General features: G+C 53.2%; 27 protein-coding genes and 1 pseudogene. 12 read left to right on the plus strand and 16 right to left on the minus strand.

All coding sequences use genetic code 11. The annotated features are described in order from the left end of the window. Positions 1-12 precede the first annotated feature (12 nt). Both ABK821_RS05595 and ABK821_RS05600 read right to left on the minus strand, forming a co-directional pair. Positions 13-381 carry a copper-binding protein gene (locus ABK821_RS05595; protein WP_138362788.1) on the minus strand — a complete coding sequence of 123 codons (369 nt, stop codon included), beginning with the start codon at positions 379-381 and terminating at the stop codon, positions 13-15. 73 nt (positions 382-454) lie between these two features. Then, positions 455-802, minus strand: a complete 348-nt coding sequence (locus ABK821_RS05600; RefSeq protein ID WP_260607827.1) for a hypothetical protein — start codon at positions 800-802, stop codon at positions 455-457. Positions 803-1,502: 700 nt separating this feature from the next. Here ABK821_RS05600 and tam point away from each other — a divergent pair. Then, entirely contained in the window at positions 1,503-2,273 is a 771-nt protein-coding gene (tam, locus tag ABK821_RS05605) for a trans-aconitate 2-methyltransferase (RefSeq protein WP_343179050.1), read from the plus strand. A 200-nt stretch (positions 2,274-2,473) separates the two neighbouring features. Here the strand turns inward: tam and ABK821_RS05610 are convergent, their stop codons facing one another. The 7 genes from ABK821_RS05610 to sad form a co-directional block, all read right to left on the minus strand. Continuing rightward, a complete protein-coding gene (locus tag ABK821_RS05610; RefSeq protein WP_138362784.1) occupies positions 2,474-2,914 on the minus strand; it encodes a GNAT family N-acetyltransferase in 441 nt (146 codons plus the stop codon). Positions 2,915-3,333: 419 nt separating this feature from the next. Continuing rightward, a complete protein-coding gene (locus tag ABK821_RS05615; protein WP_343179049.1) occupies positions 3,334-4,785 on the minus strand; it encodes a tagaturonate reductase in 1,452 nt (483 codons plus the stop codon). 115 nt (positions 4,786-4,900) lie between these two features. Next, positions 4,901-5,428 (minus strand): GNAT family N-acetyltransferase, encoded by a 528-nt coding sequence (locus ABK821_RS05620; protein WP_343179047.1) that lies wholly within the window; start codon positions 5,426-5,428, stop codon positions 4,901-4,903. A gap of 78 nt (positions 5,429-5,506) precedes the next feature. Next, complete coding sequence (locus ABK821_RS05625) at positions 5,507-6,931, minus strand: GGDEF domain-containing protein (RefSeq protein ID WP_171034939.1); 1,425 nt, start codon at positions 6,929-6,931, stop codon at positions 5,507-5,509. 107 nt (positions 6,932-7,038) lie between these two features. Then, complete coding sequence (locus ABK821_RS05630; protein ID WP_343179046.1) at positions 7,039-7,401, minus strand: DUF4186 domain-containing protein; 363 nt, start codon at positions 7,399-7,401, stop codon at positions 7,039-7,041. Continuing rightward, the gene (gene glsB, locus ABK821_RS05635) at positions 7,401-8,321 is read right to left on the minus strand and encodes a glutaminase B (RefSeq protein WP_374043513.1); all 921 of its coding nucleotides are present in this window, start codon (positions 8,319-8,321) and stop codon (positions 7,401-7,403) included. The genes ABK821_RS05630 and glsB overlap by 1 nt, the downstream gene beginning before the upstream one ends. A 190-nt stretch (positions 8,322-8,511) precedes the next feature. Beyond that, entirely contained in the window at positions 8,512-9,897 is a 1,386-nt protein-coding gene (sad, locus tag ABK821_RS05640; protein ID WP_343179044.1) for a succinate-semialdehyde dehydrogenase, read from the minus strand. A gap of 105 nt (positions 9,898-10,002) precedes the next feature. Between sad and ABK821_RS05645 the strand changes: the two genes are divergently transcribed. Continuing rightward, positions 10,003-10,881 (plus strand): LysR family transcriptional regulator, encoded by an 879-nt coding sequence (locus ABK821_RS05645; protein WP_343179043.1) that lies wholly within the window; start codon positions 10,003-10,005, stop codon positions 10,879-10,881. Here ABK821_RS05645 and ABK821_RS05650 read toward each other — a convergent pair. Then, positions 10,835-11,317 (minus strand): GNAT family N-acetyltransferase, encoded by a 483-nt coding sequence (locus tag ABK821_RS05650; RefSeq protein WP_343179042.1) that lies wholly within the window; start codon positions 11,315-11,317, stop codon positions 10,835-10,837. The two genes, ABK821_RS05645 and ABK821_RS05650, sit on opposite strands and share 47 nt — an antisense overlap. A gap of 145 nt (positions 11,318-11,462) precedes the next feature. On the opposite strand from ABK821_RS05650, the gene ABK821_RS05655 reads away from it, so the two are divergent. Further along, positions 11,463-12,407, plus strand: a complete 945-nt coding sequence (locus ABK821_RS05655; RefSeq protein ID WP_138362776.1) for an L-lactate dehydrogenase — start codon at positions 11,463-11,465, stop codon at positions 12,405-12,407. 13 nt (positions 12,408-12,420) lie between these two features. Here ABK821_RS05655 and ABK821_RS05660 read toward each other — a convergent pair whose 3' ends face one another. Genes ABK821_RS05660 through ABK821_RS05670 form a run of 3 tightly spaced genes read right to left on the minus strand, consistent with a single transcriptional unit; the run spans position 12,421 to position 15,407 of the window. Continuing rightward, the gene (locus ABK821_RS05660) at positions 12,421-13,182 is read right to left on the minus strand and encodes a DeoR/GlpR family DNA-binding transcription regulator (RefSeq protein ID WP_138362775.1); all 762 of its coding nucleotides are present in this window, start codon (positions 13,180-13,182) and stop codon (positions 12,421-12,423) included. Between the two features lies 1 nt (position 13,183). Next, the gene (locus ABK821_RS05665; RefSeq protein WP_138362774.1) at positions 13,184-14,170 is read right to left on the minus strand and encodes a D-threonate 4-phosphate dehydrogenase; all 987 of its coding nucleotides are present in this window, start codon (positions 14,168-14,170) and stop codon (positions 13,184-13,186) included. Continuing rightward, positions 14,163-15,407, minus strand: a complete 1,245-nt coding sequence (locus ABK821_RS05670; protein ID WP_343179041.1) for a four-carbon acid sugar kinase family protein — start codon at positions 15,405-15,407, stop codon at positions 14,163-14,165. The genes ABK821_RS05665 and ABK821_RS05670 overlap by 8 nt, the downstream gene beginning before the upstream one ends. Positions 15,408-15,582: 175 nt before the next feature. Here ABK821_RS05670 and ABK821_RS05675 point away from each other — a divergent pair, with 175 nt between their 5' ends. From ABK821_RS05675 to ABK821_RS05690, 4 genes are all read left to right on the plus strand, one after another. Then, positions 15,583-16,728, plus strand: a complete 1,146-nt coding sequence (locus ABK821_RS05675) for an iron-containing alcohol dehydrogenase (RefSeq protein WP_138362772.1) — start codon at positions 15,583-15,585, stop codon at positions 16,726-16,728. 20 nt (positions 16,729-16,748) lie between these two features. After that, positions 16,749-17,633 carry a dihydrodipicolinate synthase family protein gene (locus tag ABK821_RS05680; RefSeq protein ID WP_343179040.1) on the plus strand — a complete coding sequence of 295 codons (885 nt, stop codon included), beginning with the start codon at positions 16,749-16,751 and terminating at the stop codon, positions 17,631-17,633. 85 nt (positions 17,634-17,718) lie between these two features. Further along, complete coding sequence (locus tag ABK821_RS05685; RefSeq protein ID WP_138362770.1) at positions 17,719-18,669, plus strand: phosphoglycerate dehydrogenase; 951 nt, start codon at positions 17,719-17,721, stop codon at positions 18,667-18,669. Between the two features lie 65 nt (positions 18,670-18,734). Next, positions 18,735-20,054: an MFS transporter gene (locus ABK821_RS05690; RefSeq protein ID WP_138362769.1), complete on the plus strand. Its 1,320-nt coding sequence runs from the start codon at positions 18,735-18,737 to the stop codon at positions 20,052-20,054. 55 nt (positions 20,055-20,109) lie between these two features. Here ABK821_RS05690 and ABK821_RS05695 read toward each other — a convergent pair. Both ABK821_RS05695 and ABK821_RS05700 read right to left on the minus strand, forming a co-directional pair. Continuing rightward, a pseudogene (locus ABK821_RS05695) lies at positions 20,110-20,313 on the minus strand (PhzF family phenazine biosynthesis protein); the annotation flags it as partial. Positions 20,314-20,318: 5 nt separating this feature from the next. Next, positions 20,319-21,110, minus strand: coding sequence for a PhzF family phenazine biosynthesis protein (locus ABK821_RS05700; RefSeq protein ID WP_138362768.1), 792 nt, complete (start codon positions 21,108-21,110; stop codon positions 20,319-20,321). A 205-nt stretch (positions 21,111-21,315) separates the two neighbouring features. Here ABK821_RS05700 and ABK821_RS05705 point away from each other — a divergent pair, with 205 nt between their 5' ends. Next, the gene (locus tag ABK821_RS05705) at positions 21,316-22,515 is read left to right on the plus strand and encodes a sugar transporter (RefSeq protein WP_138362767.1); all 1,200 of its coding nucleotides are present in this window, start codon (positions 21,316-21,318) and stop codon (positions 22,513-22,515) included. Positions 22,516-23,168: 653 nt separating this feature from the next. On the opposite strand, the gene ABK821_RS05710 is transcribed toward ABK821_RS05705, so the two are convergent. Then, complete coding sequence (locus ABK821_RS05710) at positions 23,169-23,837, minus strand: MarC family NAAT transporter (protein ID WP_138362766.1); 669 nt, start codon at positions 23,835-23,837, stop codon at positions 23,169-23,171. 231 nt (positions 23,838-24,068) lie between these two features. On the opposite strand from ABK821_RS05710, the gene marR reads away from it, so the two are divergent. The 4 genes from marR to ABK821_RS05730 all read left to right on the plus strand — a co-directional run bounded on the left by marR (position 24,069) and on the right by ABK821_RS05730 (position 26,072). Further along, positions 24,069-24,503: a multiple antibiotic resistance transcriptional regulator MarR gene (gene marR, locus ABK821_RS05715; protein WP_138362765.1), complete on the plus strand. Its 435-nt coding sequence runs from the start codon at positions 24,069-24,071 to the stop codon at positions 24,501-24,503. Between the two features lie 18 nt (positions 24,504-24,521). Next, complete coding sequence (gene marA, locus ABK821_RS05720; protein ID WP_138362806.1) at positions 24,522-24,902, plus strand: MDR efflux pump AcrAB transcriptional activator MarA; 381 nt, start codon at positions 24,522-24,524, stop codon at positions 24,900-24,902. Between the two features lie 28 nt (positions 24,903-24,930). Continuing rightward, entirely contained in the window at positions 24,931-25,149 is a 219-nt protein-coding gene (gene marB / locus ABK821_RS05725) for a multiple antibiotic resistance protein MarB (RefSeq protein ID WP_138362764.1), read from the plus strand. Between the two features lie 527 nt (positions 25,150-25,676). After that, complete coding sequence (locus ABK821_RS05730; protein ID WP_343178531.1) at positions 25,677-26,072, plus strand: hypothetical protein; 396 nt, start codon at positions 25,677-25,679, stop codon at positions 26,070-26,072. Positions 26,073-26,173: the final 101 nt, after the last annotated feature.

The following is a 26,173-nucleotide window of genomic DNA, read 5'->3' on the forward strand; positions in this document are numbered from 1 at the left end:
ATGACTCCGACGTTATAGCGCGGTAATGGAAACGAGCGCGTAGCCGGAATCAGTCTGACGGAAGGTAAAATCGACCCGCTGTCCTGCCATGAGTTTTTCCCCCTGATAATCATCAAGTGCAAAACTCATGGTCATCGCGGGCCAGTTCAGTTGTGTCACCGGACCATGGGCGATCGCGACAGCATTGTCACGCCAGGCTTTTATTACGCCGCTGGCGGAATAAATCGGTGCGCTATTATCCTGCGAATTCATACCCGGCATATCTGCCATTGCAGACATATTATGGTGATGCATGGCGCTCTCTTCAGCGCTGGCGATAAATGAAGCGGTGGAAAGGGTCAGAACGCTGGTGATAACCAGAAAAATAGAGGTCGAACGCATAATAAAATCTCCGAAAAAAACAGTAAGTCGCCCGCAAACCGGGCCGATCTGATGGATGTTTTTTAACGGTGATTTATTCTCTGAAGCGGCAGAAGCGTATTTCAGCCGGTGGGCCAGTGACGGGCGGCGTATGCCAGTCTATACGTTCAGCGCAAATCTCCTGTTGTGGAGAAACAACAACTAAGGCGGTGTCGCCAGTCAATGCATTCAGTTGTAGCGAGGTGGAAGCGTTAGGCTGTGCGCTATCCGGGCCGCAGTGTTTATCGCAGATCACTTTCTGGCCTGCGTTTTCCATACCCGGCATAATCACCCTACCATCGACAACATGATGAACCTGAAGCTGCGTTGTGACCGGTTGCTGCTGCCCGCTATGATGCGCTGCGACAGCTAACTGAAGATTAAGTAGTAGCCAACAGGCCATAACAAGCCCTGCGCGTATACGAAGCCTGCGCCGGGTTGCTTGTTTGAATAATACCTGTATGGACTGGATCATAATGATATTCACAATAAAACGACCGATGAATTAAATCACACTCATCAGAATAATTAAACGCGATTTTTCAGCTAAATATATAAATGAAGTTTCTCTATAATTATTTACACAGCATGGCAAAAAACAATTTGACCTTTCGTTGTGGTGAAGATATATGGCCATTGCATTTTAAATGTCTGGCATTTTGCTGCCATGTTGGCCATCAGTAATTATATTCAATAAATAACACAGATGTTATTTATTTGTGATTTTAAATAAGAGATATACCCTAAATTATTCGAGTTGCAGGAAGGCGGCGATGCAGTGAATCCCCGGGAGCGTACTCCAGTACGTGACTGGGGTGAACGAGGAAAGCCAACGCACATGCAACTTGAAGTATGACGGGTATATACCACAACTAATTTAAACCGCGCATGCGTTGACCACCGCGGAGCGAACAATGCAGCCAGAGAGCGACAAATTTGGCAGACACGAATCCTGGTAACCAGACTTCCCTGTGCGGACAGGGTGAGGACTCGCCTGTAAATTGCAGTATGGCCGAGATTGTTATGATGATGTTGCCGACGCTTTGCCAGATAAGCATTGCAGTATATGCTGGTGGTGGATTATCCCTCAACCGGAGCCCCCTATGGCAGACTGGAATCCTTCTCTGTATTTGAAATTTGGCGCGGAACGCACGCGCCCCGCCGCTGAACTCCTCGCCCGCATCGCCCATCATCCCGTCAGACTGGCGGTAGATTTGGGCTGCGGGCCGGGCAACAGCACCGCACTGTTACGCGATGCCTGGCCAGAAGCGACGATTGTCGGCGTCGATAATTCACCGGCGATGCTGCAAGAGGCCGCGCAAACGCTACCCGACTGCCAGTTTATCAATGCGGATATCACCACCTTTCATCCTGCACGCCCGGCTGACGTGATTTACGCTAATGCTTCATTGCAGTGGCTGACGGATCACCAGCGGCTCCTTCCTCATCTGGTGAATAATCTTGCGAAAAACGGTGTGCTGGCGGTACAAATGCCTGATAACTGGCAGGAACCCTCACATACCCTGATGCGGCAGGTAGCGGAAGAGTTGGATTTTCCGCAAGGGGGGCGCCTTCCGTTACCCGGTGTACAGGCGTATTACGATATTCTGACCGCATGCGGCTGCGAGGTGGATATCTGGCGTACAACTTACTATCATCCCCTCGATTCGCATCAGGCTATTATTGACTGGCTACAGTCGACAGGCCTTCGGCCATTTTTACAACCGCTGGATGATCAGCAACGGGAGAGATTTCTTAAGCGTTATCTGGAACTGCTTAAGCAGCACTATAAGTTACAGCGTAACGGAAAAGTATTACTGCTGTTTCCTCGCCTGTTTATCGTCGCCCGTCGGTCGTCGGCAGCAGAAGGATAAAATCACGGCACCGGCGGCGCCGTATCGTCCGGTTTACCAGGAAAGATGATGCACCAGGGAGAGATCCCACGCCGTAGCCAGCAATGAAAGAAACATAATTAAATTGACAACCGCCTCTATGCGTTTTTCCATTTTGTTTCTCCTGAGTCGTTTCCCCTGTTTTACAGGGAAAATCTTAATAACTTCTTAATTTCCGACTTTCAGAGCGTCACACGATAACGAACATAGTCATCCGCTGGCGTAAATTCATCATACAGATGCCGGGCCGGGTTATCGGTTCGGGTATGCCAGTAGAGTCGCGACCACCCTTTCTCTTTTCCTTCCTTATGCAGCGCCTGCATCAATGTTCTGGCGATACCGCGGCCGCGCACCTGCGGGGCAACAAACAGATCTTCCAGATAGCAAATGGGCGTTGTCACCCATGTTCCTTCATGCAGCACACATACCGCAAACCCCACCACCCGGTTATCCACTACCGCCACACGACCTAAAACCGATGAACCGGGATCAAGCATACGCTGCCAGGTATACTCCGTGACCTCTTCTCGCTGTGGGTTACCATAAAACCCAGTATAGCCTTCCCAAAGCAGCAACCACTGTGCTTTGTCCTGCTGACCCACTTCACGAACCTCAATGGCCATCGATCTGTCTCCTCATACGGATAATCCATTATTTTCCTGTCGGATCATTTCTTCAAGCATAGGCACACAATTCATCTTTTCGCTTAATTTCCCGTTTTGCTGCCAGACGGGGTTGGCACGGTCTTAAAATTTGCGCTATGGGGGTAAATTAATAGTATGTTGTAACTAATGAAAAATGAAAACCCAACGATGTCGGGGCACCGTCCGTTCAGTTATGCCTTTCAAAGAAAATCGTTGTCCGTTCTGATCCGCATCACAACCGCCAACTGGCCACCAGAACGGCGGCCAACGGATGAGAGTGAGCCCAGCCCACTCCCTCGATGACACCAGAGCGAAACTGAACACACAGATGACGGGCTATATTGCGCCTGCGGGATACTCTGCGAGTGGCATTTAACCCCGGGAAAGCTAATCTGTAATCAACACAACGGTTTAACAGCCGCACGCATGCCATCGCGCAGAATGGTATCCAGATCCCGCGTCACCTGCTCAACCAGCCCAGGGACTTTTGTCAGATCCTGCTGCCAGTGGGATTCCACAGCCAGCACCGTGTGTACCAGTTTTCTGGTACTGATCTGCGCGTCACGATGGTCAGCCCATAGCGCCTGATAGCGTGCTACCCACTCGGCGTCGTCTTGCACCGGATAACTCTCGCCATCACGCTCGCCGCGATAAAACGCGATCAGCGCCGCCAGTGCAAAGGTCAGCCGCGCCGGGAGCTTGCCCGTCTTCTTCTGCCCGGCCAGCAACTGCGGCAGAATACGGGTACGATATTTAGTCATCCCGTTAAGGGCGATCGAGAGCAGCTGGTGTTTGATGTACGGGTTACGGAAACGCCCGGTAACCGCCCTGGCAAACGATTCCAGCTCATCGCGCGGCAGATCGAGAACCGGGATAATGTCCTGGTAAATCGCTTGCTCAACAAAAGAGCAGATTTCCGCGTCATTCATCGCTTCGCCAACGGTATCCAGCCCCGCCAGGAAGGCTACCGGAACCAGCGCGGTATGTGCCCCGTTGAGAATCGCCACTTTACGTTCTTTATAGGGCTTAATATCATCAACAATCAGCACATTAAGCGGCAATTTATCAAGGCGAAGCTCTGCAGCCAGCCATTTCGGCCCCTGGATCACGAACAGATAGAAATGCTCTGCCGTATCGAGGAAGGCATCCTTATAGCCCAACTGCTGTTCGATCTGCGCGGCTTCATCGCGCGGATAACCGGTCACGATGCGGTCCACCAGCGTTGAGCAAAACGCGTTGGCGTCATCCAGCCAGGTCACAAACGCGTCCGGCAGCCCCCACTCCTGCGCATAGCGCAGTACCAGTTTGCGCAGGGCTTCACCGTTATAATCAATCAGTTCGCAAGGGATGATGACCCAGCCTTTATCCGCCGCGCCTGAGAAATGGCTATAGCGCTCAAACAGCAGGCGGGTGAGCTTCGCCGGATAGCTCACCGGCGGCGTATCATCAACATGGTCGCCGGCATGGTAGGCAATCCCGGCTTCAGTGGTATTGGAAAACACAAACCGCATATCCGGGTTATGCGCCAGACGCAACAGTTCATCGTAATCCGCATAGGCGCTGATTTCCCGGTTTACCGAACGAATCAGACGCGCGTCGCTCACCGCTTCGCCCTTCTCATTCAGACCGCGAATGATGGTGGTGTAAAGGCCATCCTGGGTGCTGAGCGACGGTGGGAATGCGCTGTCAATCGGACGCACGATCACGACCCCGGAACCCAGATCGGTATGTTCGTTTAACAGATCGATCTGCCAGTCAATAAACGCCCGCAAAAAGTTGCCTTCACCAAACTGAATGATGCGTTCAGGGTACTGCGCGCCCGGAAAATCACGGCGGTTTAATGTTTTCACAATCAGTTTCCTCACAGAGTAGTCATACAACCTGATAAATTGGTCTAATAAGTTATCAGGTTTTTATATCAATGAAACCCTGTTTTGATCAAAGCTGTATGCAATATCAGCGCGATCAGAGGAATTTATAGAACAGCGATGTCGCGCTCAGCTCTCCATCCGGCATCAACGCATAGCGCGGAATTTCGCCAGCTTTTTCCCAGCCGCACTGGGCGTAAAAGCTTTCTGCCCCGCTACCAGTGGCCGTATCCAGCACCAGCACGCTCTTTCCGTATTCCCGGGCTATTTCTTCCAGTCTGATCATCAACGCATTTGCCAGCCCCTGGCGACGTGCATTTTGGTGAACCAGAAGTTTAGCAACATCGGCACGGTGCGGCTGGTTTTCCGCCTGGTCGATAACCAGTTGTACCGTACCAACGAGTTGCTGCCGAGCATCTACCGCCGCGATGACAATGCGTTCACCGTTAGCCACGCTCTGCGCTATTTTTAGCCAGAATGCCGTTGCGGTTTCCGGGGCGAAAGGAAGCATAAAGCTCACCGACGCGCCGCCATTAACGCAACTGACGAGGACATCCGTAAGCTGAGGAAGGAATTCAAGAATATCGTCACGCGACAGCGTGCGTAGAGAGAAAGATGTGGTCATAGGTCACTCCCCGAAATTGACCACATCACTATGTTTTTAATCCATATTTAACACAAGCACCAGTATCATCGGCTTTTCTTATGGCGAACTTTCCGCCAGTTTTTCGGTGTAAATACGATTGCAGCCGGATTTTTTTGCCTGAATCATATTATCGTCGGCTTCCCTTAGTAGCTGATTGAACAGTTCGCTCACCCTTAAGGTTCCCGGATTCTGACTCTCCAGCCCAATACTGAGCGTTAACTGGATTTTGTTTTGCCCCCAGATAAAGGAATGCGACGCAATGCCCTGGCGAATGGTCTCCGCCAGCATTTGCCCCTCTTGCGCTGATGAGGTCTGCGCTGCGACGACAAACTCTTCCCCGCCAATACGCGCCACCATCCCCTTTTCCCCCACCAGCAACCGCACCTGTTGGGCAAACTGAGCCAGCACGCAGTCTCCGCACTCATATCCCCATTGTTCATTGATCTGCTTGAAGCCATCAATATCCAGCACCATGATCGTTAATAACCTGTCAGATGGCAGAGGCTGATGTTTCAGCGCCTCACATAACCCCGAGCGGGAATAGACCCTTGTCTGAAAATCAAAATCAGCGCGCAACGCCAGCTGTTTAACCAGGTTATTAATCGCTTCGACGCTGGAAGCGACAATAACCGGGCTAATTAACATGGCCGCGATCCCCAGACGCGTCGAAAACAGTTGCCACGGCTGCATCCGGGCATCGGCAGAGAAATGGATAAGCGAATTAGCGACCAGCAGAATTTCACCAATCCCGGTTATAAAGGTTAACAGGCAGGTCAGCGGTAAGGGATAGCGAATCGCACACCAGATCAGCGCGGGTAAAGGGAAAGTAATGCTTCCGGCCCCGCCCACAGCAACGCCGAGCCCGATCGACAACACCAGCGCAATCACCGGCAACAATTGACGCAGACGAAAAGCGCCTGACGCAGAAGGCAGCGTGAGGGTCAAAATAAACGGCAGGATTAGCACAGCGGTCGAGAATTGTTCGCTAAACCAGTCCGCCAGTTGGGGAATGAAGGTGGCGCGTTCAACATCCACCGACCCCAGCGCCCCGATGGCGGCACAGAGCAGCGCGGCGAACAGGCAGTAGCAAAATAAACTCAGCGCGTTAATCGGCCCCGGCATCGAATCTGTCCGCCGCTTATCCCATAAGATGAGCTGCGCCAGAGTGACAATAAAGACAATATTGGAGAAATTAATCAGGACAGAGGCGAATCCCATTCCCCAACGAGAGGTTAAACCGTCACAGATAAGCATGGCGGCAAAACAGACGGCGTAAAAATAACTGCGATTTAGCCAGACATAACGCGCAAAAATCCCTGCCATCACGGCATTGAGCGGCCAGAAGAATGACAGTTCCTGTACAAGGCGCAGCATTCCGCCAAGTAAGTGCAGAAGTACTGTTAACGTGAACAACACCAGCGCGTCGCGCAGGCGATGATCCTCACGAAACAGCGAGAATGACCGAATTGACAGTGAAGACATTCATGATGATCCGTCTAATTGTTTCAGACACTTATTGTGTTAATAATCAGTTAGCGATTTATTGTATCATGAGAATAATTATCCGGCATCCACCGGCGCCGGATGAATTATGCGTCAGTATTCATCTGGATCACCAGCCAGTGATGAATCACCTGCACGACATAACGCTGCTCGCCTTCGCTGAGCGCCCGACCGCGCGGGATAGCGTGCCACTTTTCCAGACAACCGCGACAACAGGTCGCCGTCGCATGTTGCGCGATAAATACCGGATGGCCGCGCATTGGCGTCTGCTTACCGTCGTTAGGAATTACCGCCGGCGCCAGCCGTCTGGCGATAAAATCAGCCGCATGCTGATCAATAACGTCGGGCCCCTTATCCAGGCAATATTGCCGTTCCTTAGCGCCGAGCCGAAAGCGAGCGCGAAAAGACGAACGTTGTAAACGGGTAAACAGATTTTCGATTGACGCCATCAGAATACCGACCTTCCCAGTCTCCGGGTAAGCTTTTCCAGTAACGCGATCCCGGCCAACGAGTTCCCGGCGTCATCAAGCGCCGGGCTCCAGACCGCAATCACCATCTCTTGCGGCACGATAGCCACAATCCCGCCGCCGACGCCAGATTTCGCGGGTAAACCAACGCGCCACGCAAATTCACCGGCATTCTGGTACATGCCGCTGGTCATCATCAGCGCATTGACCTGCCGCGACTGAATCGGCGCGATAACCGGCGTTTCAAGGTGTGCCGCAATGCCGCCGTCAGCCAGAAACAGGAAAGTACGCGCCAGTTCGGCACAGCTCATTTCCAGCGAACAATAGTGGAAATAGTTTTGCAGCACCGTGGCGACATCATTATCAAAGTTGCCGAAGGATTTCATCAACCACGCAATCGCAGCATTACGCGCCGAGTGTTCAAATTCAGAACGGGCAACCACCGGATCATAAGCGATATCGCCCACACCACTCAGACGACGGACGATTTCCAGCATTCGCTGACGCGGCGCGCTAAGGCGACTTTGCAGCATATCGCAGACGACCAGCGCCCCGGCGTTAATAAAGGGATTGCGCGGTTTGCCCTGTTCAATTTCCAGTTGCAAAAGGGAATTAAAGGGTTGACCGGAAGGATCTTTGCCGACTCGCCGCCAGATCTCATCCTCCTGATAGTGATTCATCGCCACCACCAGGCTCAGGACCTTCGAGATAGATTGAATGGAGAAACGCTCATGCGCGTCACCCGCGCTGTAGTGCTGCCCGTCCACCGTGCAGATAGCGACACCGAGCTTATCGCCGCTGACGCGTGACAGTGCCGGAATGTAATCCGCGACTTTACCGCGCCCAATCAGCGGCCTGACTTCAGCCAAAATGGCATCGAGCATTGCGTTATTTATTACCATCGCCACGCGAGGCTCCTTGCCAACAACAAAATTCGGGCGCTAATTATAGGCGCACAACGCACCGAGAAACAGCCTGTTTCTTATTTGCTTTTCTGTCAGGGATAAACGGAATAACGTGCGCAAGCAGAAAACTGATGCAATTCCCCGATTGCGCGGCACGCCACTGCGCAACCGGAGGAACAGTCAGGGCTTAGCGGCGATCTTTCCAGACGGTCTGCACATTGCAGAATTCATGGAGGCCGAAGTGGGATAGCTCGCGACCAAATCCGCTTTTCTTCACGCCGCCAAACGCCACGCGGGCATCGCTGGCGCAGTAGCCATTGATAAACACGCCACCGCATTCCAGATCCCTGGCGAAACGCTGCGCCTGCTCTTCGCTGGTGGTGTAGACTGTTGCCGACAGACCAAACTCGCTGTCGTTTGCCAGCGCCAGCGCATGGTCTGCGTCACGGGCTTCGGTGATGGTCGCCACCGGGCCAAAGAGCTCCTGGCGAAAACCGGTCATCTCCGCGGTGACGCGGCCAAGCACCGTCGGGGCGTAATAGTTGCCCGCGCCTTCGATTTTCTCCCCGCCAAGCAGCAGGGTCGCCCCTTCGCTTAGGGTCGCCAGCACCTGCTCATGCAGCTCGTCGCGCAGATCAAAACGCGCCATCGGCCCGAGATAGTTTTGCTCATCGCGCGGATCGCCCATTTTTAGCGCGGCAACGGCGGCAACAAATTTCTGCGTAAAGGCATCGGCAATCCCTGCTTCGACAATAAAACGTTTCGCGGCGGCACAGACCTGCCCGGTATTCTGGTAGCGACCAATCACCGCTGCCGTCACGGCCTCATCAAGGTCGGCATCGTTAAGCACGATAAACGGATCGGAACCGCCCAGTTCTAATACGCATTTTTTCAATGCCGCGCCGGCCTGAGCGCCGATGGCCTTCCCGGCCCGCACGCTGCCGGTCACGGTGACCGCCGCAATACGTGAATCGTTAATTATTTGCGAAACACCCTCGTTAGTGGCATTCACCCAGCCAAACACGCCATCCGGCACGCCCGCCGCAGTGAAAATTTCGCCGATCATCGCCGCGCTGCCCAGCACGTTCGGCGCATGCTTCAGCAGATAGCTGTTGCCCGCCAGCAGAATCGGCACCGCGCCGCGCAGCACTTGCCACACCGGGAAGTTCCACGGCATGACGGCGAGGATAGCGCCCATCGGGCGGTACTCTATGACGGCTTTATTCTCTTCCACGAGGGTCGCTTCGGTATTCAGCATCGCCGGGCCGTGTTCAGCATACCAGTCGCAAAGGTTAGCCGATTTAGCAACTTCACCACGCGCCTGGGCTATCGGTTTACCCATTTCGCGGCTAATCATCTGCGCCAGCGCCTCGCTACGGGCGCGCATCACGCTGCCGACTTTACGCAATGCCGCCGCCCGCTCTGCCACGCCGACGTTACGCCACTGGCGATAAGCCTGTTCCGCAAGGGCAATAGCGGAATCGACCTGTTGTTCAGTCGCCCAGGGCAGAGATGACACCGTCTCTCCGGTGGCCGGGCTCACGGAAACCGCATGAGTCGCAGATAAATTCATCGTTTTTCTCTCTGTGTTGATTGCGAAGTCACCTTATTCTGGCTTACCCTTCCATTCATTAAAACTGAATAATATTAAGCAACCCATTCACTAAAGAAGAATACTATGGACCTGAGCCAGCTCGAGATGTTTAACGCCGTCGCCAGCACTGGCAGCATCACCCAGGCCGCACAGAAGGTACACCGCGTGCCTTCGAACCTGACCACGCGCATTCGTCAACTGGAGGCGGGCCTCGGCGTCGAATTGTTCATTCGTGAAAACCAGCGCCTGCGTCTGTCGCCCGCCGGCCACAGCTTTTTACGCTATAGCCAGCAGATCCTGGCCCTGGTTGAGGAAGCTCGCATGGTCGTTGCCGGCGATGAACCACAGGGGTTATTTTCACTCGGATCGCTGGAAAGTACCGCCGCGGTGCGGATCTCTCCCACCCTGGCGCACTATAACCAGCGCTACCCAAAGATTCATCTGGCCCTTTCAACCGGCCCTTCCGGGGCGATGATCGACGGGGTGCTGGAAGGGAAACTCAGCGCGGCCTTTGTTGACGGACCGCTGGTCCATCCGGGGCTGGAAGGGCTCCCGGTATTCCCGGAAGAGATGATGATCGTCGCCCCCTTTGGTCACTCGCCCATCTCACGGGCCAGCGAGGTTAACGGCGCCAGTGTCTACGCGTTTCGCGCCAACTGCTCCTACCGCCGCCATTTTGAAAACTGGTTTCATGCTGACCGTGCGACGCCGGGACGGATCCATGAGATGGAGTCTTATCACGGGATGCTGGCCTGCGTGATTGCAGGCGCAGGACTGGCGCTGATCCCGCGCAGTATGCTGGAGAGTATGCCTGGCCACCAGCAGGTTTCCGCCTGGCCGCTGGCCGAAGAGTGGCGCTGGCTGACCACCTGGCTAATATGGCGGCGCGGGGCAAAAACCCGCCAGCTTGACGCGTTTATAGCGCTGCTGAACGAAGATCGGCAAGCAGCAGTTTCTCCATAAAGACGCTCAGCGGATCGGGCTGATACGGCGCAAAGGCGCAACGAGTCTGGTAGCCATTGCGGGTATATAAGGTGATGGCGGCATGCTGATGAATACCGGTTTCCAGACGCACGGTATGGCATTCCCGACGTAGCGCTTCTTTCTCCAGGGCCGTCAGCAGTTTTTCTCCCAGTTGCTGACCGCGATGATTTGGGTCGATAAATACGCGTTTCATCTCGCCAAATCCCTCTTCACCGAGCACAATCGCCCCACAGCCGACCGGTCGTAACGCGGTATCACGGATCAGCAGCGCAATCACCGACGCCGGCGGCAGGGCGCTAAGGTCGATCAAATGATTGCTTTCTGCCGGGTAAAGCGCCTGCTGGTAAGCATCCAGTTGGGCAATTAAGGCATTCAGATCCGGATGGTCTGGCGGGATCGCGGCGATGGTGTACATAAATACGCTCCTTTTTTCAGCGCACTGTAGCGCAGGGCATACACTTCACTGCCATAGCATTAACTTATAGATCCCCTCCTCGCTTGCGCCAACACCTTGAGACGCAGTAATTTTGCGACACGACGTCTGTTATCAGGAGAATGCGATGAATACCAAAGCGCGCAAAGTGATGATTATCGGGGTCGGCAACGTCGGCGCTTCCGCAGCCTACGCTTTGTTAAATCAAAATATTTGCGAGGAGCTGATCCTCGTTGATCTGAACAAAGCCCGCGCCGACGCCCATGCACAGGATCTGAGCGATGCGGCGGCCTATATGCCGGGGATGATGACCATTTCCACGCGGGAAGCCAGCGACTGCGCGGATGTCGATATCGCGGTGATCACCGTTTCCGGTGGCGCGCTGAAGCCAGGGCAAACCCGTCTGGACGAGCTGACTAACACGGCAAAAATTGTCCAAAGCCTCGTTCCGCAGATGATGGCGAATGGCTTCAACGGCATCTTTTTGATCGCCACCAACCCCTGCGACATTATCACCTGGCAGGTGTGGCAGCTTTCAGGTCTGCCGCGTAGTCAGGTGCTGGGCACCGGCGTCTGGCTCGACACCACGCGTTTACGGCGGATACTGGCGCAGGCGCTGAATATCGGCGCGCAAAGTATCGATGCTTTTATTCTCGGCGAACATGGCGACACCCAGTTTCCGGTCTGGTCGCATTCGGCGGTTTACGGCTCCGCCATTGGCGACGTCTATCAAAAACATACCGGCAAAATCCTCGACCGGGAGTTAATTGCCGAAAAGGTGCGCAAACTGGGGTTTGAGATTTACTCAGGAAAAGGCTGTACCGAGTATGGCGTCGCCGGCACCATCGCCGAGATTTGTCGTAATATTTTCACCGGTAGCCATCGTGCGCTGGCCGTATCGTGCATTCTCGAAGGGGAATATGGCGTGAGCGGCGCGGCGGCAGGCGTCCCGGCGGTACTGACACAAAGCGGCGTGCAGCAGATTATTGAGCTGCAGTTAGCCGATGATGAAGCGGAGAAATTCCGCCACTCAATTGATGTTATTAAGGCCAATATCGCCCGTCTGCCGTAAATCGTCTTCCCGGCTAATCGGCAATGAGCAGCCGGGGATGAATATGCGCCAGGGCGTCGCGCGTCTCTTCCGGCAGATGATTATCGGTGATAATGTCGGTTAGTGAGTCCAGGTGCGTAATGTTAAACAGCGACCAGGCCCCGTATTTAGAGCTGTCCGCCAGCAATATCCGCCGCCGGGCATTAGCGATTAAATCGCGCTTCAGTGCCGCCTTTTCTTCCGTTGGCGAGGTCACGCCCTTCTCCAGATCCCAGCCGTTACAGCTTACAAATGCCAGATCGGGCCAGATATTTTGCAACAGCCGACGACCGTGATCGCCGATGCAGGATTGGCTGCTATCATCAATGCGCCCGCCAATAATGGTGACTTCAATTTGCCTGAATTCCGAGAGAAACAGCGCAATATGCAGATCGCTGGTGATAACCCTCAACGGCAGATGGGTAATTTGCCGCGCCAGTTCGATCATCGTCGTGCCGGCATCCAACACAATCGCGTCTCCGGGGTTGACTAATGTCGCCGCCAGGCTGGCGATGGCGTGTTTCTCCTGCCGACTGCGCTGAGATTTCTCCTGCGTCGTCGGCTGGGAAGGTATAAACCGGTTAAGCGTCACGCCGCCATGTGTGCGGCTGATCACCCCTTCCTCATCGAGTTTAATCAGATCGCGGCGAATGGTTGCTGGCGACGCGCTGGTCACCGTGACCAGTTGGTCGACTGTCACCAGATTATGGCTCTTCAGAAAATCCATAATCTGCTCTAACCGGTTATATCCCTTCATATTATTCCTGTGCTATTTGCATGGCGAGCTCAATAGAGGTCGTCATGCTGTCAGACTTGGCTTTGCCTGTCCAGGCAATATCAAACGCCGTCCCGTGGTCTGCGGAAGTCCGGATAAACGGCAGTCCGGCCGTGATATTCACCCCATCATAAAATCCGAGTAATTTTAGCGGAATATGGCCCTGATCGTGATACATCGCCACCACCATATCAAACATCCCTTCATGGCACTGCATAAATACCGTATCCGGCGGACAGGGGCCGGTAACGTTGAGCCCTTTGGCTTTCATCGCTGCGACCGCCGGACCAACGATACGGATCTCTTCATCGCCAAACAGGCCATTTTCGCCGGCGTGAGGATTAACGCCAGCGACGGCAATACGCGGATTGCTGAAGCCGACACGGCGCAGAAAGCTATCGGCGATAGCAATAACCGTCTCCACGCGCGTCTGATTCAGGTTATCAAGGAAGTGACGCAACGCAACGTGTGTGGATATATGGATAACTTTTAGCTTATCCGTATACAGCACCATCGCGAAATCTTTGGTTTGCGTCAGATGCGCCAGCATTTCAGTATGCCCCGGGAAATGATGCCCGGCCAGATGCAGCGCCTCTTTGTTTAGCGGTGCGGTGGCAATCGCCGAAACGTCACCGGCCAGCGCCAGCGCCGTGGCATGCTTGATGCAACGGTAAGCCAAATCGCCAGCCTGCGCCTGCACCTCCCCGGCGCGCAATCCTTCCGGATCGGTCAGTGCCTCATCAATCACATTAATGGTGCCAGGCGTAAACTGCGCCTGTCCGGGATTATCAATGACGCGAAGCTCAGCACGCGGAGTAATTCCTTTCGCCATAACCCGCCGCAGCGTCTGCGCACAGCCCACCACGACCACCGGCGCGCCGCTCAGTTTCCCCGTTGCCAGAGATTTAATAATAATTTCCGGACCAATGCCAGCCGGGTCACCCATCGTTACCGCAATGATGTTAGTCACTCATTTTCTCCTCAATAAAATTCACGACCTCCAGCAATGTGGTTGCCGTGCCGAATCCGCCTGCCTTGGTCATTACCGGCCGTTGCCAGCGACTCCCCAGAAAATTGCCATACGGCACACACTGCGCCACACGACCCGTAATATGAAATCCGCTTGCGCCCAGCGCCTGGGCCACAGCGATGGCTACATCGCCGCCGGATAAATAGAGCGCGCCTGGCTGACTCTGCGCGATAGCTAGTTGGCTGACCCGCGCCAGATACCAGCAAATACGTTCCCCAAGCGCAGCACGATCCACGCCGTACTGATGGCACAGACCATCAATCCCCTTTCGCGCCGCGCTATCGGGCCGCGTAGTGAGCACACAATGATTATTTCCGTTCAATACCGCGGCAATTTGCCGGGCATCCGTTGTTGCATCGCCATCGAAAGCCCTGGCGACATCAATATCGATCCGCGTTACCCGCGGATGGGTACTCAGACTGGCAACCTGCTGCTGAGCGATTTCACTCATCGAACCAACAACCGCCAGCAACGGCCCATGCTGCACGGTGCTCAGCTTGCGCGCCAGCGCGTCACATAAACCCGCCGAGCCCACCAACAGCACGTGCTGCTCCGTATCCATTACCGCGGCGATAACCGCATCCAGTTGGTGATTCACTTCCGCATCAACAATCAGCACGCGCGGTATGCTGGCCGGACAGGCCAGTTCTGTCGCCAGCTTATCCAGCGACACGTGCAAACAACGACAGTCGCTCTGCTGCGCCACGACGGTGGCAATATCCGCACTACGCACCGGTGTTTTCGGGTCGCTGGCGAACTCCGTTTCATCAACCGGTAAACCATGCACAAAGCACTGACCGCCGCGCGTGACCCGCCCGGCAGCCGGGAAAGCAGGCGCCAGAACCGCCACCCGGCAATTCATCGCCCGCATCGCGGCGTCCAGCTCCGCACCAGGATTCCCCCGCAGCGTGGAGTCGATTTTTTTCACCATCCACCGCGGCTGAAAACGTGGCCAGACCGCCTGTAGTAAATGCGTGACACGCCGCGCCGCCTCTTCACCCGTCAACGCGCGACTGTCGCTATTGAGGATTAATGCCTGCGCCTCACCTTGATAATCCGCAGTGAACGCCACCTCAACCCGCATTCCGCTCTCCGCCAGGCTAACGCCTGCGTCATTAGCGCCAGTGAAGTCATCAGCCAGCACCAGCACCAGCACCTTATTATCGCCACTGCCCATCGTTATCCCTTATCTCGCTGTTGGAAGCTGATAATGATTATATTCAATCACAATTGATTAAATGTGAGCAAGTTCAATTTATTCACTCGCTGTATAAATTATAACTTCTCTCCACTAAGCGAGTGATACGAGCATGAATGATTAAATTCAATCATTCAAATGACAGGAGAGAGACGTGGCAACCATTAACAGCACTCTGATTAGCGGCGCGGGCGCGTTTACCGCCCTGCGCCCGCTGCTGGCAGGCAAACAACGGATTTTGCTGATCACCGATACCAATGTTGGCAAACTCGACGCCACGCGGCGGATTCGCGCGCTTCTGGAAGATGAAGGCCGTCAGGTACAGATGATTGATGCGGTTCCCGCCGAACCGAGCCAGCATGATATGGCGCAGATCTATAGTCTCGTCACCGCAGACCAGCCGGAAATGGTGGTGGGGATCGGTGGCGGCAGCGTTCTGGATGTGACCAAGCTGCTCTCCGTCCTGCTGCATCCCAGCTCGCCGGGGCTGACCGCGCTGCTGGAGGGAGAAAAACCGCAGCAGAAAGTGGCATCATTATTGATCCCGGCGACGGCGGGAACCGGTTCCGAAGCCACACCAAACGCGATCCTGGCGATCCCGGAACAGAACACCAAAGTGGGGATTATCTCTCCGGTACTGTTGCCGGACTATGTCGCCCTGCTGCCGGAGTTAACCACCAGCATGCCCGCGCATATCGCATCTTCTACCGGCATTGATGCGCTATGCCATCTGCTTGAATGCTTTACCTCAACGGTCGCTAATCCGATTAGCGATAACGCCGCGTTGATTGGCCTGCACAAGCTGGTACGCAATATCGAGCTTTCGGTGACCGATCCGCAGAATCTGACGGCTAAACTGGAGATGCTGTGGGCCTCTTATTATGGCGGGGTGGCGATTAACCATGCGGGCACCCACCTGGTCCACGCTCTCTCCTATCCTCTGGGCGGCAAGTATCATCTGCCCCATGGCGTGGCGAACGCCATCCTGCTGGCACCCTGTATGAAAGTGGTGCGTCCGCATGCGGTGGAAAAATTCGCCCAGGTCTGGGAACTGCTTCCCGATGCCGACCTGACTCTCAGCGCTGAAGAAAAATCACACGCGTTGGTAGCCTGGCTTGCAGCGCTGGTGAAAAAACTACAGCTGCCCGACAACCTCGCCACCCTGGGCGTCCCGCAGCAGAGCATCGGCGAACTCAGCGAAGCAGCGCTTAACGTTAAACGGTTAATGAATAACGCACCATGCAGCGTCAACCAGGACCAGGTCCAGGCGATTTATCGCACGCTGTTTCCACAGCTATAAAACCAGGGAGATAAACCAGAATGAGCAATTCAATTACCGGCGTTTTGACCGCCATTGTCACACCTTTTTCCGTCGATGGCGCAGTGAACATCCCGGCGCTGAAACAGCAGGTCCGGCGGCAGATGGCGGCGGGCAACGGTATTTTCTGCGGCGGTACCAACGGCGAGTTCTTTGTACTCAATGAGGCGGAAAAAGTCGCCGTCGCCAAAGCCTGCGTGGAAGAAGCCGCCGGAAAAGCACCGGTGGTCGCGCACATTGGCGAAGTATCCACCCGCGAAACCATTCGTCTGGGTAAGCAAATTGAAAAACTGGGGGTTGACGCAGTATCGGTGATCACCCCGTGGTTCGTGCCGCTTAAACAGGAGGAGCTTATCAGCCACTATACCGCCATCGCCGACGCGCTGAGCGTTCCGGTGTTTCTGTACAACATCCCGGCGCGAACGGGCAATACAATCGAACCGCAAACCGCGCGGGCGCTGGCAAAACATCCGAATATTATCGGCATCAAAGACAGCGCAGGCAGTTATGAAAGCCTGAAGGGGTTCCTCGATGCGGTACAGGATATTGCCGATTTTAACGTGCTGAATGGCCCTGATTCACTGATCCATCAGGGGTTTGTCGATGGCTGCAGCGCCTGCATTTCCGGGTTGGCTAATGTCGCACCAAACGAGATCAACGCCATCTGGTCACAGTTTAAGGCCGGTAATATTGAAGGCTCTCGCAGGGCCCAGGAGAGTGTGACCGGACTACGTACCGATCTTTATAAAGTGGCGTTCTCGCCAGCCGCGGTCAAAAAGGCATTACAGCTAATGGGCCACGAGGTTGGCGACAGCCGCTATGCGGTGCAGTTTAGTGAGCAACAACTGTCGCAGATTAAAGGGATCATTAACACTTATCTGCAATAACCGTTTCGTCCTCCGGCGCGACTCGCGCCGGAACGGGTCTTCAATCTTGCGATGATTAACGTCGCTAAATAGACAGGTTCTGGATATGAAAGTGATTTGTACCTCACCGTCATTTGCAAAATATGACGCAGCGCCATGTACAGCGCTCAGAAACGCCGATCTTGAATTAATTCAACTTGCCGCTGATGCCCCTTTTAGTGAACTCGAAGCACATCTGCCCGATACCGTTGCAATGATAGTCGCATTTACCGATGTGAATGAAATATTACTGGAGAAAGCGCCAAATTTAAAAATCGTCTGTAAACACGGCGTCGGCGTCGATAACATTGATCTTAATGCCACTCGCCAGAGAGGGATATTCGTCACGAATGTACCAGATGCCAATAAACACGCCGTTGCTGATTTCGCTTTTGCCTTAATTCTCAATAGCGCACGTCAGCTTTCACAGGCAATTGAAGAAACCCGCGCGGGTAACTGGCCGCGAATTTTTGCCACCGATGTCTACGGCAAGACTATCGGCATTGTTGGTTTAGGTAATATTGGTAAACAGGTCGCGCTAAGAGCGCGCGGGTTTAACATGCGGGTCCTGGCCTGTGATGACTGGCAAGATGAAGCCTTTGCCCGTGAGCATCAGATTGAGTATGTCTCGCTGGATACCCTGACTGAGCGCAGTGATTTTATCACCTTGCACATTCCCTTAACGTCTGGAACTGAAGGCCTTTTTTCTGCCCCTCGGCTTAACCAAATGAAAAAAGGTGCATTTTTAATTAATGTATCTCGTGGGGGGATCGTGAATGAACAGGATTTATATGATGCCTTGAGTTGCGGCCACCTTGCTGGCGCGGCGGCAGATGTGTTTGCACATGAACCCTGTCATCAACATCCATTATTTACCTTAACCAACTTTATTCCTACTGCACATATTGCTGGTTATACCGATGGCGCCATCAGCAATATCAGTGAACGCTGCGTGAATAATATTATTGCCTGCATCATCGGCAAGCAACGCCCAGAAAATATAATGAATTCACTGTAAATAACGAGGTGGGAAGCATCGCATTCCCACTGAATATGATAAACATCTACTTAAGAGCCGAATATATGAATAAGGTCGCTCTCAATACACGTATTCGTTGGTGGATCGCTGGATTAATGTGGCTCGCTATCGCCATTAATTATATCGATCGTACCGTTTTATCCGCTGCCGCACCGCATTTGATTGATGAACTAAAACTCGATCCTGAAATGATGGGCTTCATCATGGCGGCGTTCTTCTGGTCTTACTCACTACTGCAAATTCCTGCCGGATGGTTTGCCGATCGTTACGGTCAGAAGAAAGGTCTTGGCCTCGCAGTGGCCTGGTGGTCAATCGCCACTTCAATGATGGGACTTGCCACCGGATTTAAGTCTCTTCTGGCGCTACGTCTGGCTCTGGGCGTGGGTGAAGCAGCCGCCTACCCCAGTAATGCGGGAATTGCGGCACGCTGGTTCCCTGACAAAGAACGCGCGACCGTATCAGGTTTATTTGATAGTGCCTCCAAGTTTGGCGGCGCAGTCGCTATGCCCCTGATCGTCTGGATGATATATACCTTCGACTGGCGTTTGACCTTTCTGATTATTGGTGGCGTCGGACTGGTTTGGGTTATCGCCTGGTATTTTGTCTATGCTGAAAATCCGGAAGAACACAAAGCAATCAGTGAAGCAGAAATCCGCCATATTCGTGACGGACAAAAACAGAGGCACGGCGATAAATCTGTATTACCAATAAAATGGTACAAACTGCTGCGCTACCGTAATATCTGGGCCATGTGTATCGGATTCTTTACCATTAACTATACCTCCTATTTTTTTATCACCTGGCTGCCCACTTACCTTGTGAAAGATAAAGGAATGGACTTTATTAAAATGGGTATGGTAGCGGCGTTACCGCTATTGTGCGGAATGGTGATTGAGGTTTTTGCTGGCTGGGCATCTGACCGTCTGGTACATAAAAAGGTCTTTTCCCTGACGGTAACACGTAAACTCTTCCTGACTATCGGGCTACTTATGGCGCTATGCATAGGTTTTGCCCCTCTGACTGACTCAGTCTTCATGACCGTCTTTTTATTATGCGTGGCGAAATCAGGCACGACGGTTGCCGCCTCACAAGTCTGGGCATTGCCCGGGGATGTCGCCCCCAAAAATAGTGTTTCTATCGTCGCCGGATTACAAAACACCGTATCTAATATGGGAGGCGCCGTGGGGCCCATCATTACCGGCGCGATAGTCGCGACAACCGGTTCCTTCACCTGGGCCTTGATCTTCTCCGCGATCCTGGTGGTTATTGGAATACTTAACTATTTATTTTTACTTGGAAAAGTCGAGCCTATTAGTGAGAAAACCGCACAAGCAAGCGATTTAAATACGGTGAAACAGCATTGAGGCGCATATCAGCGTCCGGGCAAACCGGGCGCTGATATCTCAGCAGAAAAATGGATCACTGAATGAAAATTTCGCCCTGCAAATACGTTACAGCTTGCCCACTCATTAAGACCCTTTCCCCTTTTAGCGTACAGCGAATATCGCCGCCTCGCGCGGAAAGTTGACGCGCCAGCATCTGGCTTTTATCCAGCTTCGCGCCCCGGTATGGAATCAGCATGGTATGCGCCGAACCGGTCACCGGATCTTCCCACACCGCCTCTCTCCTTAACGCAGCGTAATCTTGCCGATTAAATAGGTCGTCGCCTGCCCGCCGATTAAGACCCGTTCGCCGCGCCACTGGCAACGCAGATCGCCGCCGCGGGCCGAAACCTGACGGGCCAGCATTTCCGTTTTGCCGAGTTTTTCACCCCAGTACGGAATTAGCATACTGTGCGTTGAGCCGGTTACCGGATCTTCAGCGACCGACTCACCCGGGCAGAAGAAGCGGCTAACGAAATCATATTCAGCATCGGCTGCGCTAATACAGACCATTTTACCCAGATGCTGAAGCCGCTGCATATCCGGGCGCACGGCTTCCACCTGCTGGCGATCGCCTAAAATCACCAGGTAATCGCGTGCTACGCGAACCTCCTGTGCCTCATTCAGCCCCAGACCGGTCAACAGATCCGCAGGCGGCTGCTCGACAACCGTTGAGGCCCAGGCCGGAAAATCCAGCGTCAGCCAGTCACCAGTGCGCGTTACGCGCAGCTCGCCAACAAAACGAGTACTGAACACAATCGTCGATGACGGGTGATTAAGATATTCAAAAATCACGTGCGAGGCAGCAAGCGTCGCATGGCCGCAGAGATTTATCTCATACTGGGTCGTAAACCAGCGCAGCTCATATCCTTCATCCGTACGGACGAAAAACGCGGTTTCCGACTGATTATGCTGCTGCGCCATTTTTAGCAGCGTTGCATCCGGTAGCCATTCAGTGAGTGGGCAAACCGCTGCGGCATTACCGCCAAAGTTAACATTGCTGAATGCGTCAACCAGATAAAAATTAATTTCCTGCATGATTCTGCCCTTTCATTTTTTTTGCTTATCGATAACATGACATAAACACGTAAAATGCACACGTTCTATAGAAAAATTAATCTGTTAGCCACCGTCATCAAGCCAAAGCAAAAATGAGATATAGATCACGAAATGATTGTATTTTTATCAGCAATCGTTTTAAGATCGTGGCTCATCTTTCCTCTTCGTGACCACTCCTGAATTTATGATGACAAAGACGGTTTCACGCAAAGTTGCGTGGCTTCGCGTAGTCACGCTTGCGATAGCGGCGTTTATCTTTAATACCACCGAATTTGCGCCAGTCGGCCTGCTGTCAGATATTGCCGACAGCTTTGGTATGGAAACCGCGCAGGTCGGGATTATGCTCACCATCTACGCCTGGGTCGTCGCCCTGATGTCTCTGCCCTTTATGCTGTTAACCAGCAAGATGGAACGACGCCGACTGCTGGTGATACTGTTTGTCTTGTTTATTGCCAGCCACATATTGTCATTCCTGGCGTGGAACTTTAACGTCCTGATCGTTAGCCGGATTGGTATCGCTTTCGCTCATGCGGTGTTCTGGTCAATCACCTCTGCGCTGGCTATTCGCATGGCGCCCTACGGCAAACGCGCCCAGGCGTTGAGCCTGATTGCCACCGGTACCGCTCTGGCAATGGTCTTCGGCATTCCAATTGGCCGCATTGTTGGACAATATTTTGGCTGGCGCACAACCTTCCTGGTCATTGGTCTGGGTGCGATGGTCACGCTGGCGTGTTTGATCAGGCTGCTGCCAACACTACCGAGCGAACACTCGGGGTCACTGAAAAGCCTGCCAGTCCTTTTCCGCCGTCCGGCGTTGCTCAGTATCTATTTGCTGACGGTCATTGTGGTCACGGCGCACTATACCGCCTACAGCTATATTGAGCCATTCGTGCAAACTGTCGCCGGTTTGAGCAATAATTTCGCCACCGTGCTGTTGCTGACTCTGGGTGGCGCTGGCATTGTCGGTAGCATCCTGTTTGGTAAACTCGGCAACCGCCATGCTTCCGGCTTGATTAACGCCGCGATTGGCCTGCTGCTGGCCTGCCTGCTGCTGCTGCTGCCCGCATCGCACAACGCCAACCATCTGATGCTGCTCAGCGTCTTTTGGGGGATGGCCATTATGATCATTGGTCTCGGAATGCAGGTGAAAGTGCTGGCCTTAGCGCCGGATGCCACCGATGTGGCGATGTCGCTGTTCTCGGGGATCTTTAATATCGGTATCGGCGCGGGCGCGCTGGTGGGCAGTCAGGTCAGTACCCAGTTGTCGATGGCTTCTATTGGTTATGTTGGCGCAATCCCGGCTCTGATCGCGCTGGTGTGGGCGGTAATGATTTTCCGCCGCTGGCCAACCTCACTGGAAGACCAGCAACCACACCACTCCTGACTTCGGTGATGAAAAAAGCCTGCCGATCGGCCAATGCCGTTCACTTAAGCAAATCATCGGTGTTGTCTTTTGTTTTATTTGCCTCTGGCAATCGCATTATCGGTGGTTTAAACGAAAATCTGATTCGGTTGATTCACTAACTGAGCTGATACGGGCTGAAATATAAAGGATATAACTTTTTTTATGACTTTCAGCCTCTGAAAAGCCCCTGACGAATAACGGACTCACCGCATGGGGGTTGGGCGCATCAAGGAAACCTGGCGGGAACGCAGGCGCGCATCCAGGACTGGCCGCCAGGACGGCGGCCAGAGGGCGGGTCGAGACAGGGACGTCGAGTCCCGCCCGGTCCGCCAGATGAAGCCGGAGTGGAGCGGACCGCGCAGCAGCAGGTTTTCAGCGCAATGCCGGGGGTGCAGGGGGACGGGCGAAACGTCCCCCTGCCCGTTCACACGCTGTGGATATAACGAATATCCGCGAGTTTATCGTGAACGGAACTGACCACGGAATCTGAATGGGCGAAAACGAAAAACGCGCCATGTTCGCCATAACCACCGATTGACAGAACCGCTCAGCCAGCCATAAATGCAACTGACAGCCCTTAACTGACAAGCATTTGCCGATCGGCAGGCTTTTTTATCCCGATGCCTGCACCATCAGGCGTGATACTTGGTAATGATCTCCAGCACGCCGTTAATAATGAACTGCACCCCCATACACACCAACAGGAAGCCCATCAGGCGGGAAATTGCTTCTATTCCCCCCTTGCCGACCAGGCGCATAATCGCCCCGGAACTACGCAAACAGGCCCACAGAATGATGCCGATTAATGCGAAAGTCACCGGCGGCGCCACCAGAAACACCCACTCAGGGAATTCAGCGCTGTGCTTTACCGTTGACGCGGTACTGATGATCATCGCGATTGTTCCCGGCCCTGCCGTACTTGGCATCGCCAGTGGGACGAAGGCGATATTGGCTGTCGGTTCATCCTGCAGCTCTTCGGATTTCAGCTTCGCTTCCATCGAATGATGCGCTTTCTGCTGCGGAAACAGCATGTGAAAACCAATAAACGCGACGATCAGTCCCCCGGCAATACGCAGCCCGGGAATCGATATGCCGAACGTATTCATCACCAGTTGCCCGGCATACCATGCAACCATCAGGATGGCGAACACATACACTGAGGCCATCAGCGACTGACGATGACGCTCGGCATTGTTCATATTCCCCGCGAGGCCGAGGAACAGCGCTACGGTAGTGAGCGGGTTTGCCAGCGGTAAAATCACCACCAGGCCCAGGCCTATCGCTTTTAAGAGATCCATCATAGTGAATTAACACCCTGTAAACATTACGTTATAAAAAGTATGTCTTGTGTTTCCAGGTGCGGATAAGCACCTTGATTCAGAAAAATCCACCGCCAACAGCGCGAAGTAGAGTGACCTACATCACAACTATTCGTTTTAGCAAATTGTGGCATCCGCCAATTCATTAAGTTGACTTATATTTGCATGAGCAATAATATCCATCGCAACTAAATCATTGCCTGGGCAACCATCATGAAAAGTTCGAGAGACCTGTTTAACGACATGATCCCCCTTGGTCACTTGATTCAGATGGTTAATCAGAAAAAAGATCGCCTGCTCAACGACTACCTCTCCCCGATGGATATTACTGCCACCCAGTTTCGGGTGCTCTGCTCCATTCGTTGTGAAGTATGCATTACCCCCGTTGCGCTGAAAACCGTGCTTTCTGTTGACCCCGGCGCAATGACGCGCATGCTCGATCGTCTGGCCTGTAAAGGCTGGATCGCACGGTTACCCAACCCCACTGACAAACGCGGTGTACTGGTACAGTTAACACCTGACGGCGCGGCCCTTTGTGAGCAGTGTCATCAGACTGTTGGTCAGAAATTGCACCAGGAACTCACAAAACATCTGTCGGCGGATGAAGTGGTCACCCTTGAGTATTTGCTTAAAAAAATCCTGCCGTAATAAAGAAGAGGTAAGATGATGTCCAGACGCAATAACGACGCCATCACTATCCAAAGTATTTTGTCGTGGATCGAGGATAACCTGGAATCCCCCCTGTCGCTGGAAAAAGTTTCAGAGCGTTCGGGTTACTCCAAATGGCACCTGCAAAGAATGTTTAAGAAAGAAACCGGCCACTCGCTGGGGCAGTATATCCGCAGCCGCAAACTGACCGAGATTGCGCAAAAGCTCAAGCAAAGCGATGAGCCGATTTTATATCTGGCGGAGCGCTATGGTTTTGAATCACAACAAACGTTAACCCGAACGTTCAAAAACTATTTCGATGTCCCGCCGCATCAGTATCGCGTTACCGACGTGCCGGGCGAGTCGCGCTATCTGCACCCACTGAATAACTGCTGTTAATCGCCGGGAAAAACGTATTGAGGAACTCATGAAACTGTTCGTTGCCGTCGCCACGCTGCTCGTGGCGCTGGTCTCCGGCGAGGGGTATGCGGAGCAAACCACCACGCCGGTTCATCACACCAAACGCGATGCGATGATGATGCCATCGGAAGAACATCATTCGCCGTTTGATTTTAATCACATGGCCTCAGGCAGTGATAAATCAGATGAACTGGGCGTCGCGTATTACAACCAACAAAGCCACTAAAATCCCTTTCGCCCCGCCCCCGGGGCTTTTTTTGCTCATCGCAGATTACCGCAGTGTTCCGCACACGCATTCCCCCGCTTTCCTGTCAACGTCGCGTCTTCGCATAACGGGCTCATTCCGCAACGTTAGTCACAATATCCACGACATAATTTCAGTCCGGATAGCACATGGCTTAATATAATCACCAGGTTACACAGGCGATATTTGACGGTAAACCAGCATGTGGCGAGTCATTTTATTCTGTCGATGATGAAGGGCTGAGGGGGCAGGCGTCGCTGCTCTTTGTTGACCAGTGAAAAAGGAAAACGCTTTTATGGACGAATTTGCAATAAAGCGAAACTTTAATATTTTTGTAGTGAGTTCTGCTTTTTCTCTCCTCGGCATCGAAATTTACCATATCGCCTTACCGTTACTGGCATTAAGTCTCGGCCTCAATCCCGTACAGATAAGCTGGTGCGTTTTTGCATTTTACTGCCCGGTCATTTTCATCAAAATCGTCTCCTCGGCGTTTATCGAAAGGAAAGATAATGAATATGCTGACTTTCAGAACGCTGGTGCTTGTCATAAATATCCTACGGGTCATCGTATTCGTTGGTTTTATTATCTCAGCCAGCCCACTCTGGGTATTCTCACTTTTTGTCTTCAAGGCTGTACTCGGCGGCCTGTGGAATGTGGGCTATAACGTTTTCACCATTCAGGAAATGCCGGTTGCGCTTGCCGCCAGAATATCAGCAATCAGCGGAACATTTGTCAAGCTTAGCGCGGGTCTGGGCAGTCTGCTGGCTGGCTATTTACTTGTTCTCGCCGGTTCCACAACAACACTGGTTATTCTGGTTATGCTGACAGTATTTATGCTGACTTGTTCATTTATATGTAAGGCTGAATATCAGCGATACGATGCTTCCCGGAGATATCTCTGCTAGCTGTTGCGGCCCGATGAAAGCACAAAAGAAATGAACAATACCCATTCAGTACTTGTATTGGTACTGTCGACGCCAGCCATCTTTTAATCGGCGACTGAATC

It is taken from the genome of Klebsiella sp. KE9456 (assembly GCF_043832615.1).
Taxonomy (GTDB): domain Bacteria; phylum Pseudomonadota; class Gammaproteobacteria; order Enterobacterales; family Enterobacteriaceae; genus Klebsiella; species Klebsiella indica.

Excerpts from the sequence above, each read along its gene's own strand:
- ABK821_RS05595 (WP_138362788.1), bottom strand. The coding sequence starts at position 381 with ATGCGTTCGACCTCTATTTTTCTGGTTATCACCAGCGTTCTGACCCTT.
- ABK821_RS05600 (WP_260607827.1), bottom strand. The coding sequence starts at position 802 with ATGGCCTGTTGGCTACTACTTAATCTTCAGTTAGCTGTCGCAGCGCAT.
- tam (WP_343179050.1), top strand. The coding sequence starts at position 1,503 with ATGGCAGACTGGAATCCTTCTCTGTATTTGAAATTTGGCGCGGAACGC.
- ABK821_RS05610 (WP_138362784.1), bottom strand. The coding sequence starts at position 2,914 with ATGGCCATTGAGGTTCGTGAAGTGGGTCAGCAGGACAAAGCACAGTGG.
- ABK821_RS05620 (WP_343179047.1), bottom strand. The coding sequence starts at position 5,428 with ATGACCACATCTTTCTCTCTACGCACGCTGTCGCGTGACGATATTCTT.
- ABK821_RS05625 (WP_171034939.1), bottom strand. The coding sequence starts at position 6,931 with ATGTCTTCACTGTCAATTCGGTCATTCTCGCTGTTTCGTGAGGATCAT.
- ABK821_RS05630 (WP_343179046.1), bottom strand. The coding sequence starts at position 7,401 with ATGGCGTCAATCGAAAATCTGTTTACCCGTTTACAACGTTCGTCTTTT.
- glsB (WP_374043513.1), bottom strand. The coding sequence starts at position 8,321 with ATGGTAATAAATAACGCAATGCTCGATGCCATTTTGGCTGAAGTCAGG.
- sad (WP_343179044.1), bottom strand. The coding sequence starts at position 9,897 with ATGAATTTATCTGCGACTCATGCGGTTTCCGTGAGCCCGGCCACCGGA.
- ABK821_RS05645 (WP_343179043.1), top strand. The coding sequence starts at position 10,003 with ATGGACCTGAGCCAGCTCGAGATGTTTAACGCCGTCGCCAGCACTGGC.
- ABK821_RS05650 (WP_343179042.1), bottom strand. The coding sequence starts at position 11,317 with ATGTACACCATCGCCGCGATCCCGCCAGACCATCCGGATCTGAATGCC.
- ABK821_RS05655 (WP_138362776.1), top strand. The coding sequence starts at position 11,463 with ATGAATACCAAAGCGCGCAAAGTGATGATTATCGGGGTCGGCAACGTC.
- ABK821_RS05660 (WP_138362775.1), bottom strand. The coding sequence starts at position 13,182 with ATGAAGGGATATAACCGGTTAGAGCAGATTATGGATTTTCTGAAGAGC.
- ABK821_RS05670 (WP_343179041.1), bottom strand. The coding sequence starts at position 15,407 with ATGGGCAGTGGCGATAATAAGGTGCTGGTGCTGGTGCTGGCTGATGAC.
- ABK821_RS05680 (WP_343179040.1), top strand. The coding sequence starts at position 16,749 with ATGAGCAATTCAATTACCGGCGTTTTGACCGCCATTGTCACACCTTTT.
- ABK821_RS05685 (WP_138362770.1), top strand. The coding sequence starts at position 17,719 with ATGAAAGTGATTTGTACCTCACCGTCATTTGCAAAATATGACGCAGCG.
- ABK821_RS05690 (WP_138362769.1), top strand. The coding sequence starts at position 18,735 with ATGAATAAGGTCGCTCTCAATACACGTATTCGTTGGTGGATCGCTGGA.
- ABK821_RS05700 (WP_138362768.1), bottom strand. The coding sequence starts at position 21,110 with ATGCAGGAAATTAATTTTTATCTGGTTGACGCATTCAGCAATGTTAAC.
- ABK821_RS05705 (WP_138362767.1), top strand. The coding sequence starts at position 21,316 with ATGATGACAAAGACGGTTTCACGCAAAGTTGCGTGGCTTCGCGTAGTC.
- ABK821_RS05710 (WP_138362766.1), bottom strand. The coding sequence starts at position 23,837 with ATGATGGATCTCTTAAAAGCGATAGGCCTGGGCCTGGTGGTGATTTTA.
- marR (WP_138362765.1), top strand. The coding sequence starts at position 24,069 with ATGAAAAGTTCGAGAGACCTGTTTAACGACATGATCCCCCTTGGTCAC.
- marA (WP_138362806.1), top strand. The coding sequence starts at position 24,522 with ATGTCCAGACGCAATAACGACGCCATCACTATCCAAAGTATTTTGTCG.
- marB (WP_138362764.1), top strand. The coding sequence starts at position 24,931 with ATGAAACTGTTCGTTGCCGTCGCCACGCTGCTCGTGGCGCTGGTCTCC.
- ABK821_RS05730 (WP_343178531.1), top strand. The coding sequence starts at position 25,677 with ATGAATATGCTGACTTTCAGAACGCTGGTGCTTGTCATAAATATCCTA.